This window comes from Mycobacterium sp. SM1 (genome assembly GCF_018361265.1).
Taxonomy (GTDB): Bacteria; Actinomycetota; Actinomycetes; order Mycobacteriales; family Mycobacteriaceae; genus Mycobacterium.
This window is the reverse complement of record NZ_JAFLNH010000001.1, coordinates 460,684-481,504: the sequence shown is the minus strand read 5'-3', so window position 1 is coordinate 481,504 and position 20,821 is coordinate 460,684. Positions and strand designations below refer to the sequence as shown.

The 20,821-nt window shown below is 66.2% G+C and carries 13 protein-coding genes and 4 pseudogenes; 9 read left to right on the top strand and 8 right to left on the bottom strand.

Features of this window, described 5'->3' with window-relative positions; genetic code table 11:
• Positions 1 to 230 precede the first annotated feature (230 nt).
• The 5 genes and pseudogenes from ettA (at position 231) to MSM1_RS02185 (ending at position 9,028) form a co-directional block, all read left to right on the top strand.
• Positions 231 to 1,907: an energy-dependent translational throttle protein EttA gene (gene ettA, locus MSM1_RS02200; protein ID WP_213439984.1), complete on the top strand. Its 1,677-nt coding sequence runs from the start codon at positions 231 to 233 to the stop codon at positions 1,905 to 1,907.
• Between the two features lie 49 nt (positions 1,908 to 1,956).
• Positions 1,957 to 6,840, top strand: a complete 4,884-nt coding sequence (locus MSM1_RS02195) for an NAD-glutamate dehydrogenase (protein WP_213439983.1) — start codon at positions 1,957 to 1,959, stop codon at positions 6,838 to 6,840.
• 92 nt (positions 6,841 to 6,932) lie between these two features.
• Positions 6,933 to 7,171: pseudogene (locus tag MSM1_RS02190) on the top strand (acyl-CoA thioesterase); the annotation flags it as partial.
• Positions 7,172 to 7,184: 13 nt separating this feature from the next.
• A pseudogene (locus MSM1_RS21420) lies at positions 7,185 to 7,277 on the top strand (hypothetical protein); the annotation flags it as partial.
• A gap of 500 nt (positions 7,278 to 7,777) precedes the next feature.
• Complete coding sequence (locus tag MSM1_RS02185) at positions 7,778 to 9,028, top strand: IS256 family transposase (protein WP_213441289.1); 1,251 nt, start codon at positions 7,778 to 7,780, stop codon at positions 9,026 to 9,028.
• A gap of 392 nt (positions 9,029 to 9,420) precedes the next feature.
• Here the strand turns inward: MSM1_RS02185 and MSM1_RS02180 are convergent, their stop codons facing one another.
• The 5 genes from MSM1_RS02180 to MSM1_RS02165 form a co-directional block, all read right to left on the bottom strand.
• Complete coding sequence (locus MSM1_RS02180) at positions 9,421 to 10,743, bottom strand: ISL3 family transposase (protein WP_213439982.1); 1,323 nt, start codon at positions 10,741 to 10,743, stop codon at positions 9,421 to 9,423.
• A gap of 713 nt (positions 10,744 to 11,456) precedes the next feature.
• The gene (locus MSM1_RS22850; RefSeq protein ID WP_374101683.1) at positions 11,457 to 11,594 is read right to left on the bottom strand and encodes a hypothetical protein; all 138 of its coding nucleotides are present in this window, start codon (positions 11,592 to 11,594) and stop codon (positions 11,457 to 11,459) included.
• A gap of 420 nt (positions 11,595 to 12,014) precedes the next feature.
• Positions 12,015 to 13,547: a glycoside hydrolase family 13 protein gene (locus MSM1_RS02175; RefSeq protein WP_307857329.1), complete on the bottom strand. Its 1,533-nt coding sequence runs from the start codon at positions 13,545 to 13,547 to the stop codon at positions 12,015 to 12,017.
• Between the two features lie 110 nt (positions 13,548 to 13,657).
• Positions 13,658 to 14,053: a globin gene (locus MSM1_RS02170; RefSeq protein WP_213439980.1), complete on the bottom strand. Its 396-nt coding sequence runs from the start codon at positions 14,051 to 14,053 to the stop codon at positions 13,658 to 13,660.
• A 225-nt stretch (positions 14,054 to 14,278) separates the two neighbouring features.
• Positions 14,279 to 15,043, bottom strand: a complete 765-nt coding sequence (locus MSM1_RS02165; RefSeq protein WP_213439979.1) for a hypothetical protein — start codon at positions 15,041 to 15,043, stop codon at positions 14,279 to 14,281.
• Positions 15,044 to 15,171: 128 nt separating this feature from the next.
• On the opposite strand from MSM1_RS02165, the gene MSM1_RS02160 reads away from it, so the two are divergent.
• The 3 genes from MSM1_RS02160 to MSM1_RS02150 all read left to right on the top strand — a co-directional run bounded on the left by MSM1_RS02160 (position 15,172) and on the right by MSM1_RS02150 (position 16,595).
• Entirely contained in the window at positions 15,172 to 15,819 is a 648-nt protein-coding gene (locus MSM1_RS02160; RefSeq protein ID WP_213439978.1) for an HNH endonuclease, read from the top strand.
• Positions 15,820 to 15,913: 94 nt separating this feature from the next.
• Entirely contained in the window at positions 15,914 to 16,141 is a 228-nt protein-coding gene (locus tag MSM1_RS02155; protein ID WP_213441288.1) for a hypothetical protein, read from the top strand.
• Positions 16,128 to 16,595 carry a DUF5130 domain-containing protein gene (locus MSM1_RS02150; protein WP_213439977.1) on the top strand — a complete coding sequence of 156 codons (468 nt, stop codon included), beginning with the start codon at positions 16,128 to 16,130 and terminating at the stop codon, positions 16,593 to 16,595. The genes MSM1_RS02155 and MSM1_RS02150 overlap by 14 nt, the downstream gene beginning before the upstream one ends.
• Positions 16,596 to 16,824: 229 nt before the next feature.
• Here the strand turns inward: MSM1_RS02150 and tnpB are convergent, their stop codons facing one another.
• Together tnpB and MSM1_RS02140 are read right to left on the bottom strand one after the other, a co-directional pair.
• A complete protein-coding gene (gene tnpB, locus MSM1_RS02145; RefSeq protein ID WP_213439976.1) occupies positions 16,825 to 18,477 on the bottom strand; it encodes an IS607 family element RNA-guided endonuclease TnpB in 1,653 nt (550 codons plus the stop codon).
• Positions 18,474 to 18,740, bottom strand: a pseudogene (locus MSM1_RS02140) (recombinase family protein); the annotation flags it as partial. The pseudogene MSM1_RS02140 and the gene tnpB, both read right to left, overlap by 4 nt.
• A gap of 232 nt (positions 18,741 to 18,972) precedes the next feature.
• Here MSM1_RS02140 and MSM1_RS02135 point away from each other — a divergent pair.
• Positions 18,973 to 20,373 carry an IS110 family transposase gene (locus tag MSM1_RS02135; RefSeq protein WP_213441286.1) on the top strand — a complete coding sequence of 467 codons (1,401 nt, stop codon included), beginning with the start codon at positions 18,973 to 18,975 and terminating at the stop codon, positions 20,371 to 20,373.
• 12 nt (positions 20,374 to 20,385) lie between these two features.
• Here the strand turns inward: MSM1_RS02135 and MSM1_RS02130 are convergent.
• Positions 20,386 to 20,709 (bottom strand): annotated as a pseudogene (locus MSM1_RS02130) (recombinase family protein); the annotation flags it as partial.
• Positions 20,710 to 20,821 lie beyond the last annotated feature (112 nt).

Here is a 20,821-nt window from a genome sequence, read left to right as displayed (position 1 = left end):
ACGTCGGCAATGCACCAATCGGCGACAGCTCGTGGTGACGCCCAGCTCAAAACCCAAAACGCGGACACGCTGCCTGCCGGCACACCCACACGCCGCGAAGCCGCCGGACAGGACAACCGAGTCGCGGTGTGCGGTTGCGTCGCGCCTAGGATGGTCCGGGGCAATCGTGCAGACCAGAGCAATCGTGCAGACCAGAGCAATCGTGCAGACCAGAGAGGTAACACTGCGGCATGGCTGAGTTCATCTACACGATGAAGAAAGTCCGCAAGGCGTACGGCGAGAAGGTGATCCTCGACGATGTCACGCTGAGCTTCTACGCGGGCGCCAAGATCGGCGTCGTCGGCCCTAACGGCGCCGGCAAATCGAGCCTGCTGCGGATCATGGGCGGCCTGGACACGCCTAACAACGGTGAGGCTTTCCCGGCTCCGGGCGCCACCGTCGGGATTCTCTTGCAAGAGCCGCCGCTGAATGAGGCGAAGACCGTTCGCGGCAACGTCGAGGAGGGTGTGGGCGATATCAAGGCTAAGCTTGACCGCTTCAACGAGATCGCCGAGCTGATGGCCACCGAGTATTCCGACGACCTGATGGCAGAGATGGGCCGGTTGCAGGAGGAGTTGGACCACGCCGACGCGTGGGATCTGGACTCGCAGCTCGAGCAGGCGATGGACGCGCTGCGCTGCCCGCCGCCTGACGACCCGGTCAGCCAACTCTCCGGCGGCGAGCGCCGCCGGGTGGCGCTGTGCAGGCTACTGCTGTCCAAACCTGACCTGCTCTTGCTCGACGAGCCGACCAACCACCTGGACGCCGAAAGCGTGAAGTGGCTCGAACAGCACCTGGCCGCCTACAAAGGGGCGATCCTGGCGGTGACACACGACCGCTACTTCCTCGACAACGTCGCCGAATGGATCCTGGAGCTCGATCGCGGCCACGCGTATCCCTACCAGGGCAACTACTCCACCTACCTGGAGAAAAAGGCCGAGCGGCTCGCGGTGCAGGGCCGCAAGGACGCCAAGTTGCAGAAGCGGCTGCAGGAAGAGCTGGCCTGGATCCGTTCCGGAGCAAAGGCGCGGCAGGCCAAGGGCAAGGCAAGGCTGCAGCGCTATGAGGAAATGGCCGCCCTGGCAGAGAAGTCCCGCAAGCTGGATTTCGAGGAGATCCAGATCCCGGCCGGGCCCCGCTTGGGCAACGTCGTCGTCGAAGTCGAGCACCTCGACAAGGGTTACGACGGCCGCCCCTTGATCAAGGACCTCTCCTTTAGCCTGCCCCGCAACGGCATCGTGGGTGTCATCGGTCCCAACGGGGTCGGGAAGACCACCCTGTTCAAGATCATCGTGGGGCTTGAGCAACCCGACAGCGGCACCGTGCGGGTCGGCGAAACCGTCAAGATCAGCTACGTCGACCAGGACCGCGCCGGCATCGACCCCACCAAGACGGTGTGGGAAGTGGTGTCCGGCGGGTTGGACCACATCGAGGTGGGACGCACCGAGATCCCGTCGCGCGCCTACGTGGCGGCGTTCGGTTTTAAGGGGTCTGACCAGCAGAAACCCGCGGGTCTGCTCTCCGGCGGTGAACGCAACCGCCTTAACCTCGCGCTCACCCTCAAGCAGGGCGGGAACCTGATCCTGCTCGACGAGCCGACGAACGACCTTGATGTCGAGACCCTGGGCTCCCTGGAGAATGCGCTGGTCAACTTCCCCGGCTGCGCAGTGGTCACCTCGCACGATCGGTGGTTTCTCGACCGGATCTGCACGCACATCCTGGCGTGGGAGGGTGACGAGGACAACGAGGCCAAATGGTTCTGGTTCGAAGGCAACTTCGACGCGTACGAGGAAAACAAGGTGGCGCGGCTCGGTGCTGAAGCGGCCCGTCCGCACCGGGTGACCCACCGCAAGCTCACCCGCGACTAATGTCTGCGGTGCCGGCGCTGGTGCTAGCGCTGAGTCAGGAGCAGGCTGCATGACGGTGGATCCGGGGGCCGGGGCGGATTGCCCGGCTGCTGCACAGCCAGCGTCGCCGCCGGGCCGGAGCGGCCTTAAGGCAGCGGTTGAGTGGACCGCGCTCACCCGCACCGAAGACATTCCGGGATGGGTGTCCCAGGCCTACCGCGATGCCTATTGCGGTTCGCGCCGCGACGAGTCCGAGCGGCCGCCCCCCGAGCCCGGCCAGTCGGTACCTACCGCGCCCGTGGCGCCGGCCCTGCTGCGCGCGCACTACCGCTTGGCCCAACACCGGCCCGCCGGGGAGAGCCGGGTGGCGGTCTACCCGGCCGACGACCCGGGCGGCTTTGGACCCGCGCTGCAGGTCGTCACCGACCACGGCGACATGCTCATGGACGCGGTGACGGTGCTGCTGCACCGGGTTGGGGTCGCCTACACGGGCATCATGAACCCGGTGTTCGGCGTCCGCCGCAGCCCTGACGGAGAATTGCTCGGCGTCCAGCCGACGGCCGGCGGCGCAGCGGGAACGGTTGCGGAGGCCTGGATCCACGTCCAGCTCTCCCCGGACGTCGACCGCGATGCCCTCGCGCAGGTCGAACGCCTACTGCCCGGCGTTCTCGCCGACGTCCAGCGGGTCGCCGCGGACTCGGCGGCGATGATCAGCACCGTCAAGGAATTGACCGGAGATCTCGAAACCGATCCGGACGGTCGCTACGCCGGCCCCGACCGCCTGGAGGTGGCCGCGCTGTTGCGCTGGCTGGCCGACGGGCATTTCCTGCTGCTGGGCTACCAGCGCTGCCCGGTGCGCGACGGACGGGTCTCGGGTGCGGAGGCCACCACCAGCCTCGGCGTGCTGCGGAGCCGCAAAGCGTCCCGCCCCCGGCTGACCGATGACACCAGGCTGCTGGGGCTGGCGCAGACCACCGCGTCCAGCTACTTGCGCTTCGGGGCATACCCCTATGTCGTCGCGGTCCGCGAAATCGCCGACGGCGGCGTCTTCGAGCACCGCCTCATCGGGCTTTTCACCGTCGCCGCGGTCAACGCCGACGTTCTGGAAATCCCGATAATCTCGCGCCGGGTTCGTGAGGCGCTCGCATTAGCCGACCCCGGCCACCCGGCGCAGCTGCTGCTTGACGTCATCCAGACCGTGCCCCGCTCGGAGCTTTTCGCGCTGGGCGCGCAGCAGCTGCTGGAGATGGCGAAGGCTGTGGTGGATCTGGGATCGCAGCGGCGCACACTGTTATTTCTGCGAGCCGACAAGCTCGAGCACTTCGTCTCGTGCCTGGTGTATTTGCCCCGTGATCGCTACACCACGGCCGTTCGCTTGCAGATCGAAGAGATCCTGGTGCGCGAGTTCGGGGGGGTCAGCCTGGAATTCACCGCTCGCGTCACCGAATCACCCTGGGCACTGCTGCATTTCATGGTCCAGCTGCCGGAAGGTTCGGGGCCGGTCGACACCTCGGAAGCCAACCGGATCCGTATCCAGGCGTTACTGACCGAAGCCACCCGAACCTGGTCGGACCGGCTGATCGGGGCGGCCGGCGCCGCCATCGGCCAGCTCGTGGCCGAGCACTATGCGGCGGCCTTCTCCGAGGCCTACAAGCAGGCCGTCACCCCGGCCGATGCCATCGACGACATCGCCATCATCCAAGAGCTCGGCCATGATTCGGTGAAGTTGGTGTTATCCGACCACGACTATGGTGAGACCGCCCGACTGACCTGGTACCTGGGCGGGCAAACGGCCTCGCTGAGCCAGCTGCTCCCGATGCTGCAGTCCATGGGTGTAGTGGTATTGGAAGAGCGGCCGTTCAGCGTGACCCGGCCCGACGGATTGCCGGTGTGGATCTACCAGTTCAAGATCACGCCACAGGCCGGCGTTCCGCTGGCGCCCCCGGGGCCGGAGCGGGAAGCGACCGCAGGCCGTTTCGCCGACGCGGTCACCGCGATCTGGGAGGGCCGCATCGAAGTCGACCGGTTCAACGAGCTGGTGCTGCGCGCCGATTTAACTTGGCAGCAGGTGATGCTGCTGCGCGCCTACGCGAAATATCTGCGGCAGGCCGGTTTCCCCTACAGCCAGTCGCATATCGAGTCGATTCTTAATGAAAACCCGCGTACCGCACGGTCACTGGTGGCCTTGTTCGAGGCACTGTTCGACCCGGACCGTTCGGCTTCGCCGAAGCGGCGCAACGCGCAAGCGGCTGCTGCGGCGGTGGCCGCGGACATCGACGCGCTGGTGAGTTTGGACACCGACCGGGTGCTACGCGCATTCGCTTCGCTGATTCAGGCCACCCTGAGAACGAATTACTTTGTGACACGGGAGAATTCGGCTCGTGCACAGAATGTGCTGGCACTGAAGCTCAACGCGCAGCTAATCGATGAGCTCCCCCTGCCGCGCCCCAAGTTCGAGATTTTCGTCTACTCGCCGCGGGTCGAAGGCGTGCACCTGCGATTCGGCCGGGTGGCGCGCGGTGGCCTGCGCTGGTCGGACCGCCGGGAAGACTACCGTACCGAAATCCTCGGCCTGGCCAAGGCCCAAGAGGTTAAAAACGCCGTCATCGTGCCGGTCGGCGCGAAAGGCGGGTTCATCGTCAAACGGCCGCCACCGCCCACCGATGACCCGGCGGCCGACCGCGAGGCCGTTCGCAACGAAGGCGTCGCCTGCTATCGGTTGTTCATCTCTGGGCTGCTGGATGTCACCGACAACGTCGACCATGCCACCGGGAAGGTCAGCGCCCCACCCGAGGTGGTGCGCCGCGACGGCGATGACGCCTACCTGGTGGTGGCCGCCGACAAGGGCACCGCCACGTTCTCCGACATCGCCAACGACGTCGCCAAATCCTACGGATTCTGGCTGGGTGACGCCTTCGCCTCCGGCGGGTCGGTGGGTTATGACCACAAGGCGATGGGTATCACCGCACGAGGCGCCTGGGAGGCGGTCAAACGGCACTTCCGGGAAATGGGTGTCGACCCCCAGCGCGAGGATTTCACCGTCGTCGGCATCGGCGACATGAGCGGCGATGTGTTCGGCAACGGCATGCTGCTTTCCAACCACATCCGGCTGCTCGCCGCGTTCGATCATCGGCACATTTTCCTCGACCCCAATCCCGATCCCGCGGTCTCCTGGCAGGAACGCAAACGGATGTTCGGACTACCCCGCTCCAGCTGGGAGGACTACGACAAGTCGTTGATCAGCGACGGTGGCGGGGTGTACAGCCGCGAGCACAAGGCGATCCCGATCAGCGCGCAGGTGCGGGCCGCCCTCGGCATCAAGGACCAGGTCAGCGAGATGACCCCGCCAAACCTGATTCGGGCGATCCTGCAGGCGCCGGTGGATCTGCTCTACAACGGCGGCATCGGCACCTACATCAAGGCGGAAACCGAGTCCGACGCCGACGTCGGCGACCGGGCCAACGATACCGTGCGGGTCAACGCAAATCAGGTGCGCGCCAAGGTGATCGTTGAAGGCGGCAACCTGGGTGTGACGGCGCTGGGCCGGGTCGAGTTCGACCTGTGCGGAGGCCGGATCAACACCGATGCGCTGGACAACTCCGCCGGCGTGGACTGCTCCGACCACGAGGTCAACATCAAAATCCTGATCGACTCGCTGATCACCGCGGGCAAGATCCGGCCCGAGGACCGAGCCCCGCTGCTGGAGTCGATGACCGACGAGGTCGCCGAGCTGGTGCTGGCCGACAATGCCGATCAGAATGATGTGCTGGGCGTCAGCCGGGCCAACGCGAAGAGTCTGCTGCCCGTCCACGAGCGCCAGATCAAGGAGTTGGTGGCCGAGCGCGGGCTCAACCGCCAACTCGAGGGCCTGCCGTCGGACAAGGAGATTCGCCGCCGAGCCGAGGCCGGGATCGGCCTCACCTCGCCCGAGCTGGCCACGCTGATGGCCCACGTCAAGTTGGCGCTCAAGGACCAGCTGCTGGCCACCGACTTACCGGATCAGGATGTTTTCGCGTCGCGGTTGCCCCGGTATTTTCCCTCGCCGCTGCGAGAGCGTTTCGGTCCGGAGATCCGCTCGCATCAGCTGCGCCGCGAAATCGTCACCACCATGCTGGTCAACGATCTGGTGAACACCTGCGGCATCACCTACGCCTTTCGGATCGCCGAAGACGTCGGGGTCAAGCCGGTTGACGCCGTGCGCACCTATGTTGCCACCGACGCGATTTTCGGGGTGGGGGAGCTGTGGCGGCGCATCCGAGCGGTCGACATGCCGGTCGCGGTCTCCGACCGGATGACGCTGGATACCCGACGGCTGATCGACCGGGCCGGCCGCTGGTTGCTCAACTACCGTCCGCAGCCCCTGGCGGTCGGTGCCGAGATCAACCGATTCGCGGGCAAGGTCAAAGCGTTGACTCCGCGCATGTCGCAGTGGTTGCGGGGTGACGACAAGGCGATCGTCGAAAAGGAGGCACGCGAATTCACCAGGCAAGGCGCTCCGGAGGATCTGGCATATCTGGTCGCCGTCGGGCTCTACCGCTACAGTTTGCTCGATATCATCGACATCGGTGATATCGCCGATATCGACGCCGCCGAGGTCGCCGATACCTATTTCGCGCTGATGGACCACCTGGGAGCCGACGGGCTGTTGACCGCGGTGTCGGAGCTGCCTCGCGATGACCGTTGGCATTCGCTGGCGCGCTTGGCACTTCGCGACGATATCTATGCCTCGCTGCGGTCGCTGTGTTTCGACGTGCTCGCCGTGGGGGAGCCGGATGAGAGCGGCGAAGAAAAAATCGCGGAGTGGGAGCACATCAACGCCTCCCGGGTGGAGCGGGCACGGCGCACGCTCACCGAGATCTACGAAAGTGGTCAGAAAGACCTGGCGACATTATCGGTCGCTGCGCGACAGATCCGCCGTATGACGCGCACCAGCGGGCGAGGGCCCGCGGCGTGAGCGCTGTCATCTCGTGTGTCGGCGGGCGAGGGTCGTCCTTGTGAGCACGTGGGCTCGTCGCACCCGTCCCGGTGCGCTGGTCGGACGTCGACATGTATCAGCACATCAATCACGCGACGATGGCCACGATCCTCAAAGAGGCCCGCGTCCCGTTTCTGCGGGAACCCTTCGGCGCCGATATCACTACCATCGGCAACTGATTGCCAATGTGCGAGTCACCTACAAAGATCAACTGCGGCTAGCCGATTCGAAGCTGCAAGTGGCCATATAGGTGAAACGGTTGGTGCTGGGCTATCAGGTGCGCTCGGTCAACGCCGAGCCTTCGTCGAAGCATCGCCGAAACCCAGCTGGCCGATCAGCTAGCCGAAGAGCACAGCAGTTCTCATGGCCCGCCGGTGTCGCTGCTGGATCAGGCAGTGGTCGGGGTCACCTCCGCACGGCTCGTGATTGATGGCGACCTCATCGTGTCGGCGTCACAACCATAATCACTGACTCGACCAGGGCGGAGCTTGTCAGAGGACTTCGCCAGTGAATCGGTGGGGTTGGCTTTACCGTCATGGTGATGGCCGGTCATGTTGCGGCATTCCCCGTAAATGTTGATGCGTTCCTTGCCGGGATTGTCTGCCAGCGGGGAAATTTCGGTGGTTATGCCGCCTTTGTCCAACCTTATCGCGCCGAACTGGCCGCGTATTGGCGCTCCAGCCAACTGCCTTCATCGCTGACGCGATTTTCTGAAAATAGGCATCGCTATTGGTGTCCGCCGGTAGGTCGAACACCAGTTGCAGTGACCCCATAGAGGGTGGGTCGCCCTTGGAGTTGCGTCCAGGGAGGTGGTGTACGACCCGCTGATTAGCGGGTGTGTCGCAGCCCAGTAGAGGGCGGTCATCGCGTGATCCTTCGAAACGACGGATCAAGTCACCCGAAGGAGAACAACGCGATGACCAACCACCACCCTATCGATGTTGAGAAGCTGTTGGAGGAGCAACTCGCCACGGCGAGCCCGGATTTGCTGCGGGCGCTGTTGTCGACGTTTATTCAGGCCCTGATGGGCGCGGAGGCCGACGCGGTGTGCAGCGCTGGCTATGGGCAACGTAGTCCGGGTCGCACCAATCGGCGCAACGGGTATCGGCCTCGGGATTTCGATACCCGCGTCGGCACGATCAAGCTGGCAATTCCCAAGTTGCGCCGGGGGAGCTATTTCCCGGACTGGCTGCTGGAGCGGCGCAAGCGGGCCGAGCGGGCGCTGACCAGTGTGGTGGCGACCTGCTATCTGCTCGGTGTGTCCACCCGGCGCATGGAGCGCCTCGTCGAATCCCTCGGCGTGACAAGCCTTTCTAAATCGCAGGTCTCGGTCATGGCTGCCGAGCTCGATGAGGCGGTGGAGGCGTTTCGCACCCGCCCACTGGATGCCGGCCCCTACACGTTTGTGGCCGCGGACGCCCTGGTGCTCAAGGTGCGCGAGGGCGGGCGGGTGGTCGGGGTGCACACCCTGATCGCCACCGGCGTCAACGCCGAGGGCTACCGCGAAATCCTGGGCGTGCAGGTCACCTCCGCCGAGGATGCAGCGGGCTGGTTGGCGTTCTTCCGCGACCTGGTGGCTCGCGGGCTGTCCGGGGTGGCCCTGGTCACCAGTGACGCCCATCCCGGGCTGGTCGAGGCCATTGGCGCCACCTTGCCCGGAGCGGCCTGGCAGCGCTGCCGCACCCATTACGCGGTCAACCTGATGACCGTCACCCCGAAATCGTCCTGGCCGTGGGTGCGCACCCTGCTGCACTCGATCTTCGACCAGCCTGACGCGGAATCTGTTGCAGCTCAGTATGATCGAGTACTCGACGCGCTGAGTGGCAAGCTGCCGAAAGTGGCTGAGCACCTTGATGCCGCCCGCGCCGAGCTGCTGGCGTTCACCGCCTTCCCCAAACAGATCTGGCGCCAGATTTGGTCGAATAATCCCCAGGAGCGGCTCAACAAAGAGATCCGGCGCCGAACCGACGTGGTGGGCATCTTCCCCGATCGCAGTGCGATCATCCGCCTCGTCGGCGCGGTGTTAGCTGAACAGCACGACGAATGGATCGAAGGCCGCCGCTACCTTGGCCTCGACGTGCTCACCCGATCCCGCGCAGTGCTGGCCACCACCGACCAACCGGTCGATGACCAGTCCGGCACCACCACGCCGGCATTGATGGCCTAAACTCCCACCCGAAGGGTCACGCATCGAGCGAACTCATACACCACCACTCCGGACTTGGCCCGCCTTGGTCGTTGCATGAGTCGAACGCGAATCCGGCGGCAACGCCTTGCAGGTGGGCTGTAGCGACGGCGACGCCGCAATCAGCGCCAGAAAATGGGGCCCTCCTGACGTATCCGTGGGTGGGTGGGGCCGATTCGGGGCCGTGATCTGATGGTTGAATTCGTTTGTGCTCGCTTCCGCGATAGTTGCCTGTAGCGCTGCCCGGGTGGGAGGTGTCCATGTGGAGCCCCCGAGCGCAGCGAGGCGGAACGACATGGACACCGACGAGCGGGTAGCGCAGAATCGGCGACGTCTGAGAGGGGAAACCCGAGGGGTGCCCTGGTGGAGGGGTGTTAGCCGCGGCCGGGCAGGGTGGGGCGGTGCCCGCCGAGGGCGAGCATGGCCAGGGCGATCAGCGCGGCGGGGTTGTGGAATCCGAATGCGATGCGGGTGAGCAGGCGGATCTTGGTGTTGGTGGATTCGATCAATCCTTGGGACAGGCCGTGGTCGAGGGCGGCGTCGATGGCCTCGCGGTGGCGTTTGATGCGGCCGGCCAGCTCGACGAAGACCGGGATGCGGCAGCGCCGCGCCCAGTAGATCCACTTGTCGAGGGCGTCTTTGCCGTCCTGGCCTTTGACCGAAAACACATGCCGCAGGCCCTCTTTGAGCAGGTACGCGCGGTAGAGCCGGGTGTCGGTCTTGGCGATCCAGGCCAGCTTGGCGCTCTGGCGTTCGGTGAGGTCCTCGGGGTTTTTCCACAGCGCATAGCGGGCGGCTTTGAGCCGCCGTGCCCGTTCATGACCCGGCCGCGGCGCGGTGTTCCTGCCGGGGCGACCACGGCCCCATTTGGGCTCGCCGCGCGCGATCGCTCGCGCGTCGTTCCAGGCCCGGCGCCGCTCGGCATCCAGCGCCTCGGCGGCCCAGGCCAGCACATGAAACGGATCTGCGCAGCGGATCGCGCCCGGGCAGCGCTCGGCGACCACATCGGCAATCCAGTCCGCCGCATCGGCGGACACATGGGTGATCAGCGCGCACCGCTGGGCGCCCAGAGCGTCGAAAAACCGCCGCAGCGTCTTGGTGTCGCGGCCCGGGGCGGCCCACACCAGCCGGCCGCTGTCGTGGTCAACCACCACCGTGAGGTACTTGTGGTGACGCTTATAGGAGATCTCATCGATGCCGATCCGACGCAGACCCGCAAACCGGTCGATCCTCTTCTCCGTGTCGGCCCACACCCTCGCCACGATCGCCCCTACGGTGCGCCAGGCGACCCGCATCAACTCGCACACCGCGGTTTTCGAGCACGCCACCGCCAGCCAGGCCACCGTGTCATCAAAGGCCAAAGTGTGCCCGGCATGGTGGCGCGCCCATGGCACCGCCACCACCGTAGGCCCATGGGCGGGGCAGTTCACCCGCGGCGCATCGGCCTCCAGCACCACCTGCATCGTGCCCCAATCCAGGCCCCGCCACCGGCGCCGACCCTCACCCCGGTCATACCAGGGCGCCCTGCGACCGCAGCGGCCACAACGGCGCGAAACACCACTTCGCGGCCGCACCCGCGCCACCACCAGCGTGTCGCCGTCGGCGTCTTCCTGCCCGAACTCCTCGAACTCGATGTCTTCGATCACGGTGCGCTGGTCGACACCCAGCAGCGCACGCCATAGCCTCACATTGCGCACGTCGTTGTTGGCTCCTTTGGTTCCTGACCTTTCACAAGCCAGAAACCTTAAGCCACAACGACGTGCGCCCCTTACATCAACAACCGGCCCACGGAAGCGTCAGAAGAGCCGAAAATGGGCGACCTTTACGCTGAAATCGGCCGTAGCCGTTAATGGTTGCCAACGATGGAAGCAGGCATGCGGCCCCACTCCGGGTCAATGGCAGTCGGCGCGCAGGGTATCGCGACATCGATATGTGATATCGCACCCGCCCTAGCTCCGGAATGTTGACGTGGTCAGGAGTGACCAAATGTGGTTGCAGGCGGTGTGCGGCAAGCAGATGATCGCCGGCTAGTCTTTCGCTGTGCCCGGAGGCGATATCGCGCATGGCTGCTAGCGATTCGCTACGTGGATGATAGTAGTGCGAGTGATCGGCTCCGTGGATCCCATCTGAGCCGGGCACCTCGGCGCGGAAGCGGATGGAACCAAACTGATCGCTTGCAGGGTCGGTGCCCAATCTCGCCAATGACCCGATGGGGTGACCCAAAGCATCGTTAACCCAACTGGGCAAGTGGCCGGATTCGTCGATCCAGCTGACGGGGTCGGTGGAGGCGTCGCCGACATACACGTGGCCGCCGTCAAGATGGAAGTCAGCGGCGTTGCGCGCCAAGTCGGTTCCTGGGCAACCCAACAGCACCAGCGCGCCCTGCAGCGTGCCCGAATAGGAGTTGCGGCTATGATCTAGCTGAGCCAGCACAAGCTTGGGTGACGTAAACGGCTTCCTCGCAAAGGGTATCGTGATCTTCGTCGTCGGCGAGCGCTTCACCAATCTCGGCATCGACCACTTCGAGGTCGTGATCGAGAGCCGAGATGCACCGGTCGGCGGATTTCTGCGTCTCGGTGAGGGCGGCTCATAGCCCAGCGCAAGGTGATCGCTCGTTTGCTGTCAGCGACGGGCATTCTTATCCTTCATCGGGGTCGTGCCACGGCTGGGCACAATGCTGGGGTGGGTCCCGACAGAAGCGCGGCAACGAGTTTCCTCAGGGGCCGTCGTTCTCAGAACCGCCCCGGAGCCGGCGAAGTCCCCGAACATCCCTGAACCGGCGAGGTCCGCGCCAGCCGATTAGCACTGTCGTCGGCGTGCAAGCCCGCGTGGCGCGAGCCATCGGCACCCAGCGTGCAATCCGGTATCGACGAACATCGCAACCCCTTCCTGAGCTGTCGATAACGGCTACTACGGCTCCCGCGCCGGTCAATTCACCTTTTGCTACCCCAGAGGACGCGCTACGTTCTCACACCAGCCAGGCCGCGGCATTCGACGGCAACCGACCACCAACCAACGACGCGCTGGACAAAATCAGCCGCCCGTCCGGCAGCGTCAGCGAACGTGTTCCGGCGTTGAGCACGCAGATCAGCCCGCCGCGCCGAAACATCAGCGCGCCGCGAGGCCCGGCCAGCCACTCGAGCTCAGCGCTCGCTAATTCAGGACGCTCCCTGCGTAATTCGAGTGCCCTGCGGAATAACGACAGCGTCGAGCCGGCATTGGTGAGCTGTTTTTCGACGGTCAGCGCCGCCCAGTGCGGGGGCATCGGCAGCCAGGTGTTCGCGGCTGAGGAGAACCCGAACGGCGGCGCCTCCCCCGACCAGGGCAGCGGAACCCGGCAGCGGTCACGGCCGCGTTCGGTGTATCCGGAGCGCCGCCACCTGGGATCCTGCAGCGCGTCGTCGGGCAACTCCACGTCGGGCAGGCCCAGCTCTTCGCCGTTGTAGAGGAACGCCGCGCCCGGCAGGGCGAGCAACACCAACGCCATCGCTCGCGCACGTGCCAGCCCGACCCGCCCGCCGCCGTAGCGGGTCACCTCCCGGCCGACGTCGTGGTTGGCCAGCGTCCAGGTGGGCGCGGCACCCTCGATCGCCGCGGCCGCCAGCGTGTTCTCGATAGCGTCGCGGAGCTGTACGGCGTCAAACCGGGCCCGCGCCAACCGGAAGTTGAAACCCAGGTGCAGCTCGTCGGGACGCAGATAGCGGGCCCAGCGGGCGTTGTCGTGCACCCACACCTCGCCGATGGTCACCACGCCGGGATAGTCGTCGACGACCCGGCGGATGTCACGGTGAATCGCATGCACATTCGGGTGGTCAAACCGGGGATCGTCATCGTCGTCCCGCAGCAGCTCGTTCTCGACGGTGTCCATGTCCGGCAGGCCCGGCGGCTTGGCCATACCGTGCGCGACGTCGATGCGAAAACCGTCGACGCCGCGGTCCAGCCAGAACCGCAGCGTCTTCTCGAAATCCTCGAAAACCTCGGGGTTGTCCCAGTTCAGGTCTGGCTGCTCGGCATCGAACAGGTGCAGATACCACTGGCCGGGCCGGCCGTCCGGTTCGGTGATCCGAGTCCAGGCCGGCCCGCCGAACACTGAAACCCAGTTATTCGGGGCCAACCGCCCGTCAGGACCCCGGCCGTCGCGAAAGAGGTAACGATCCCGGGCGGCGCTGCCCGGACCGGCGCGCAGCGCCTCCTGAAACCACGGGTGCTGTGAGCTGGTGTGGTTGGGCACCACGTCCATGATGATTTTAATGCCGCATTGGTGGGCCGCGGCAATCAGCCGGTCAAAGGCGGCCATGCCGCCGAAGAGCGGGTCGACGTCGCGCGGATCGGCGACGTCGTAGCCGTGGTCGGCCATCGGTGAGACCGTGACGGGGTTGAGCCAGATGGCGTCGACACCGAGCGCCTGCAGGTAGTCAAGGTGGGTCACCACCCCGTCCAGATCGCCCACCCCGTCGCCGTTGCTGTCGGCGAAGGAGCGGGGATACACCTGGTAGAACACCGCGCGCGACCACCACGGCTGGGGTCGATGAGCGTGCGCGCTCGAGGAGGCGGAGCCCGCGGGGCCCTGCGCACCGGCGGAAGCGGTCCGGTCAGCCACCGACGCACACCCTAAAACGGCGCGTTGACCAGGGAATGGGCGGCCATCTCCAGGTAGTCGAGCAGCTGCTTGCGGTGCGCGTCATCGAGCGTGCGCGAGTCGATTGACGCCACCGCGGTGTGCATGCACCGCAGCCACGCGTCGCGCTCGATCGGCGAAATCCGGAATGGCGCGTGACGCATCCGCAGCCGGGGATGGCCGCGGCGCTCGGAGTATGTTCGCGGACCACCCCAATACTGCTCGAGAAACATCCGCAAGCGTTCCTCGGCTCCGGCCAGGTCGTCTTCGGGGTACACCCGGCGCAGTATTTCGTCCTCGGCGACCAGTTGGTAAAAGCGCGAGACGATCGCATGGAAGGTCTCGGCGCCGCCGACGGCGTCGTAGAAGGACTGTGGTGGTTGCTCCATCCCTCCCATTGTGGCCCTCCCACTGTGGGCCATCAGCGGAGGTGGACGCCGCCAGGGGCGGGCGCCGGTGAGATGCGCCGTGTTCGTGACCGCGCGGGTTGGCACCGCGCAGCCGGGCTGACCGCGCCGGACCGTGACCCCGGGGAAGACAACACAACTCTTCTCTTAGGGAAGCAGACCTTGGCGCGGCTGGCGGGCCGCAGCCTCGTTTCACGGTCACCAGCGTCACTCCGGAAAGCTTTTCGGCCGTGGCTGGGGCCAAACCGCCGCCTTGGCACGCGCAGTGTCGGCAGCAAGCCGCTCCATCAGGTCTCGCAGCGGAGACGCCGGCAGCCGTGCACCAGACTCGAACGTGGCGCTCAGATCGAATCCGCCGCGGGCGCATTCGAGGATGACCCAGGGTATGCCGGGTTCGTCGGCTCCCAGGCGTTCCCGAATGGCGGTCACTGCGCGCTCTTGCACCTGCATCATCTCGGCCTGCACCGACATCATCTGGTGTTCGTAACGGGCGCGTTGCCTGCCGAGGTCGTCGCCGATCGCGCCGGCGCGCCTATGCTCTTCGCCAAGGCTGACCGTGCCGTCGGCGCTAACGGCGAAGCCTTGGGCGCGCGCGGCTGTTTCGATCCCGGATCTGGTGCGTTCCAGCTCTTGCATCCGGCTGATGCAGCCGGTCATGGCCGACAGTGCGCCGCCGACCCGCTCCGGCAACTCGCGCCGCCGCGGCTCGGCGCGGTCGGCCGCATCCCGCTCGGCCAACGCCTCCTCGATGGCCCGTTTGATCCCCAACGCCAGCGGTCTGGTCCGTGAGAAGTTCAGCGGGCCGGGCAAGCGCGGATCCGGGGTTGTCGCCTCGACCAGGCGGTTCATCGCGGCGAGCAGCTCCTCCGAGGCGCGGCGCGGGACCAGCGGGTTCAGCGCCGTCTGCCGATAACGCTCGATGGCAGCGTCATCGCCAGGGGGAACCGGCAAATCCTCCATATGCTCGCGCACTATAGTGCTTTGCGGCGCATGTCTACGGAGCCCTAGCACCCGCTGTTCACCGGATCGACATCGCGCACACACCCCGATTTGGCATGCAGTCGGTGCCAAGTCATGGTGGACTGTTCGGCGGAGGACCTATGGCGCAGCGCGACAACCGCCGCAACCACCGGAGTTCCGGTGCGGCGGCGGCCTTAACCGGGCCGGCGACTGCGTCATGTCTGCACAGCGTCGACGTTTCGCCGCCGACCCACTACGAAGGCGGGTCGCTGTGGAATCGCCGCCGGGTGCTGTTGTTGAACTCCACCTATGAGCCGCTGACCGCGTTGCCCGTGCGGCGGGCGATCGTGATGCTGATCTGCGGCAAAGTCGATGTGGTGCACGATGATTCCTCGGGGCGAGTCGTCCACTCAGCCACGAGGGCGATCGTGGTGCCGTCGGTGATCCGGCTGCGCAGCTACGTCAGGGTGCCCTACCGCGCTCGGGTCCCATTGACCCGGGCCGCGCTGATGCACCGCGACCGGTTCTCGTGCGTGTACTGCGGGGCCAAGGCCGACACCGTCGACCATGTGGTTCCGCGCAGCCGCGGCGGCGACCACTCCTGGGAGAACTGCGTCGCATCCTGCTCGACGTGCAACCACCGCAAGGGTGACAGATTGTTGGCCGAACTGGGCTGGACACTACGGCGAACGCCGTTGCCGCCCCGGGGCCAGCATTGGCGGCTGTTGTCGACGGTTAAGGAGCTGGATCCGTCATGGGCGCGCTACCTCGGCGAAGGGGCGGCGTAGGGCGCTTGAGCAGGGCTTGACCTGCCACACCGGGCGCTGGAGCCCCGGCGCGCCGGTCCTTTGCCGATGGGATACGGTTTGCGTCGTGAGCTTGATGGAGATTCACCTGCTCTTTGTGGGAATCCCCCTGCTGCTGGTGGCCGTGTTGGCGGCGCTGATCTGGTCCCGTAAGGGACCCCACCCGGCGACCTACAAGATGTCCGAGCCGTGGACGCATCCGCCGATCTTGTGGGCGGCGACCGATGAGCGGGTGAGCGACCGCCACCACGGGCATGGCACCGGGGAGTTCAGCGTGGGAGGTGGCGCCAGTGGCACGTGGTGAGGTCGCGACGGTCGAGCCCGCCGCACTGCCCAACGGTTGGGTCATCACCAGCAGCGGGCGCATCTCCGGGGTCACCGAGCCCGGAGAACTGTCGCTGCGCTACCCGTTCCCCATCAAGGATCTCGTCGCGTTAGACGATGCGCTGACGTATGGCTCGCGAGCGTCTAAGGCGCGTTTTGCCGTCTACATTGGCGACCTGGGTGATGACACCGCCTCGCGGGCCCGCGAGATCCTGGCTAGGGTGCCGACACCCAACGATGCTGTGCTGCTAGCGGTCTCGCCGAACCAGCACGCAATCGAGGTGGTCTACGGTTCGGGCGTACGGGGACGCGGCGCCGAATCGGCGGCACCGCTTGGCGTAGCGGCTGCGGCGTCGGCATTTCGGCAGGGCAACCTGATGGATGGGCTGATCAGCGCGATCCGTGTGCTTAGCGCCGGCATTTCCCCACCCTAAAGCGTGTCGAACAACTGGGTTGAGGTTCGGCTCCGCCCTTCTCGGGCGATTGTTGGTTCAGGCCGCGGGTGCGGCGTGAACGTCGGTTCCCGCGTCATCCGGGCGGTGATGCCGCCCCAACCGTGCGGCTTGTTGAACCGCGGGAACCCGACCCGGCGGCCGTTGCGCCCATCCGATCACCATCGACGGTCATGTAACCGTTGCCGTTGAGTGTGTTTGAGTTGCACGCTCATGCGGTGTCCCCTTGCGGGGTTTGGGTTTTGGCCTCTCCGCATCCGGCCCCGCGTGGGCGGGGTCTTACGGATGCTCCGCCGGCACCGGATGTTCCGGTGTCCGCGCCATGGCCTGTGCCAACCGATGCGGTTGGCCCGGGTACCGGTGGGGCCGTGGTCCCGACTGGACCACAACTGGCGTGATCCGGCCAGTCACGGAGATTAAGCGCGGCGTTGCGATCGCGGTCGACGACGTCGCCGGTGCGCGGACACACCAGCAGCTTGTCGATGCGCCCTTTGCCGATCAGCCGGCACGCGGTGCCGTCGGGTTGGGCGCAGCCGTGATGGATCTGGCTGGATGGGAACCAGCGATCCGCCACGGTGAGCACCGCGCCGTGGCGGGCGGTTTTGTAGGCCAGCATCGGCCTGATCGAACCCATCGCCGCATCGCAGACGGCGCGCCGGTAGGCGCGTCGGCCCATGCTGCGTTTCATGGCGGCCACGTCGAGGTCTTCGATCACGATGTGGCCATAGCCGCCGGCCAGCTCGGTGGTGAGCCGATGGGCGGCTTGCCGCCGCAGGTGCACGCACCGGCGATCCAGGCGGGTCAGCTTGGCTTTCGCTGCCCGGTGGCCGCGCGATCCGCGGATGCGGCGGGAAAGTTCACGCCCGGCCCGCCGCCGCGCCGCCAGGGTGGCTTTCAGCGGGACCGGATTTGGATACTCGGTAATGGTCTGCTCGCCGGTGGCGGTGTCGAGGGTGGCGACGGTGGCCAAAGTGCGCACCCCGAGGTCGATGCCGGCGACCACGGTCGGCGAGGCCACCGTGGTCGCGGTGGCCGGTGTGCGCAGCGCGTAGCCGATCGAGACGAACAACCGGCCCCACCGCTGCGACAGCGTCACGTTCAGAATGCGGGCCCGCCCGGAAGCGACATGCCGTTGCACCCGGCGGGTGTTCTCCTTGGATCGCAGCGGCCCGATCACGGGCACGGTGATGGTGCGCCGATCGTCCTCGACTCGCATGGTTCCGGTGGTGAAACGCACCCGACCGGCGTCGCGGCGCGCGGATTTGAGACGCGGAAAGCCCACACGGCGACCTCGCCGTGTGCCGTTGCGGCTGGCCGACCAGTTCTGCAGCGCCCGCGCCAGATCGGCCAGCCCTGAGGAGTAGGCCTCTTTGGAATTCTCAGCCCACCACGGCGCGACCGTGTCTTTGGCGCGGTTCCACGCCCACCGCAACGAACCCAGGTCCCAGCCCACCGGCTCATGGCCTGGATCGGCAGCTTTGGCGTCCAGGTCGGCTTTCACTTGGGCCAGGCCCCAGTTGAACGCTTTGCGCCGGGCGCCGAAATGCGAGCGCACCAACCCGGCCCGCTGCGGCTCGGCGGGCCATTCGACCTCAAACTTCGCCGCGGTGATAATCCACCCGGTGGGCAACAGCGCACCCGGCGACCCGGTCGCGGCGTAGCCCTCGGCGTCCCCATCGAACAGCTCGAACAACACTGACACCGACTCCACCGCCGCCCGGTGCGCCTCGAAATCGGCGCCGATATCGACATACCGGGACCACGTCGGCGTCCCATCGGGTTTCGGCTTACCCGCCAGATGCGCCCCGCCGGTGGCCGCGGCCACCTTCGCGGCCTGCGCCCGGGTGCGCATCCCGACGATCATGCCGCCTGGCCCGGTCCCTGTTTAGCGGCCGTCAGCGCGCGCATCGCCCGGTTCCGTGCCCCGCGCCGCCCACACAGCCGGGCGCACATCGACGTGAGGACCTCGATCATGTCGCGCACCAGATCATCGGTGGTCTCCCCGGGATCGGCCACCACGATCCGCCGCCCCTGCGCAGCCAACGCCGCCTCCAGATGCTTCACCCCCAAGCGGGCCAACCGGTCGCGATGCTCCACAACAATGACCTTCGCATCCGGGTCCGACATTTAGCCTCGGTGTGAGTCCACGGGCAGGTCCGAGGGTCCGACTGGGACATTTGGTGATCCCTGAGATTTGAGCGGCCTCCCGTGGACTTTGGTGTCTGGTCGTGCGGTGTTGTTGTTCGGGAACTTGGAGCCAGCCCGTGGTGTGGACTCCTGCTTAGAGAATGTCTGGACCGTGGCCGTGGCGCTCAGTCACCTGGTGATCTGGAAGAGCTTGTGGCAGGAGGGTTGTGCAGTGGCATTGACGTTGGGGATCGACGTCGCGGTCCGGGCGGCGCATCAGGCGGCGCTGGCCCGTGACGGCAAGACGGTGTGGCGGGGCCGTAAGTTCTTGACCCGCCCCGACGAGCTGGAGCGGGTGTGGGCCGATGTGGGTGCCGAGGATCCGGGCGAGCTGACGGTGGTGCTCGAGCCCACCAGAAACGCCTGGATTGTGGTGGCGAAGTGGTTTCGCCGGCGCGGCGCGAAGGTGGTGATGGTGCCGACGACTCAGTCAGCGGACCTGCGCAAGTACTACTCCAAGCACGCCAAGAACGACCGGATCGACTCAGAGCTGTTGGCCCGGCTGCCGCTGCTGCACCCTGAAGGATTGCGTCCCTACACCGGGCAAGGCCCAGCTGATCCGTTGCGGCGGCTCACCAAGCAGCGTTCCACGATGGTCAAGCGCCGCACCGCGGTCTATGCCCGCCTCGACTCCCTCATCGAGCTGCTGGGACCGTCCTGGTATGCGGTGCTCGGGTCGAACTACGGCAACGCCGCGCTGCAGTTTTTGGCGCACTACGCCAATCCCCACGCAGTGATCCGGCTCGGCCAGGCCAGGCTGGCCAGGTTTCTCGCCACGCGGTCCCGTGGCGCCTGGCGTGACGAGCATGCCGCCGGCCTGATCGTCGCGGCCAAAGAAACCCTCGCCCTGTGGAATGTCGACGGCACCGATGAGATGAGCTTCGCCGAACTGGCCGCCGACATCGCCCACGAGGCCGAACAAGCGCTGTTTTTGACCCGTCAGATCAAAGAGATCGACGAACGGATCGCAAACCTCTACGCCCAGGCCGACCCGCAGGGGATTGTCGCGTCCGCGCCCGGCCTCGGAGCCACCATCAGCGCGGTCATCGCCGGCCGGATCGGTGATCCGCACCGGTTCACCTCGCTCGCGGCGATCCGCGCCTACACCGGACTGGTCCCGAAAGTCAGCCAATCGGGGGTGGTCAAGACCGAGTCGTCGATCACCAAGGCCGGCGACCCGCTGCTACGCGAAATGCTTTACACCGCAGCCGATCAGGCGCGCAAAGTCGATCCCCAATTTGCCGCGAAGTACCACCGTCTAATGGCCGGGGACCGCCACCATGACTCGGCGATCTGCCACCTGGCCACCATGCTGATCACCCGCATCGCCACCTGCATGCGCAACGGGCAGCCCTACCAACTGCGCGACGTCGATGGCACCGCGATCACCGAATCGGAAGGCCGAGCCATCGTCAAAGAGCGCTACCAACTCGATCCCCGCCGCCGCGACCACGTCCGCCACAAACTCATGCGCCAGCGCCGCAAAAAGGCGGGCCAGGAGTCACAGGAGTCGCCACGCGCTCTAACATCCCAGCCCGCTAAACGCAAGCCTACGAACCCCCAAGTGGCTTGACTTCAGTTAGGAACTCAAGATCCGGCGCAGCTTCGGGCGTTTGCCGTTCAGCCCCGACCCGACCTCGGTAACGACCTGCCCCACCGTCAGATCCCGCTCGATCACCCACGCCGTCAACCGGGCCGCCTGGCGATCCAAATCGGCGCGCTGATCATGGCCGGACACCCGGGCATAGATCACCACACTGTCCGCCGCGCCGTCGCCGGCCGGCGTCGTGCGCACCAGAATCAGCCGGCCCACCCGCTCCGCGGGCACTGGCAGCGTTCCCTCCCGAAACCAGCGATAAGCCGTATGCCGGTTCACCCCAACCGATTCGGCCCAATCCGCCAGATTCACAACACCAATTCAAACACACTTACGCACACTTAATTACACTCAACACGCAACAGTTCGCAACCCCAAATCCGCCCGGCCGGCGGCGCTGGTACCGCGCCGACGTTTCTGGCAC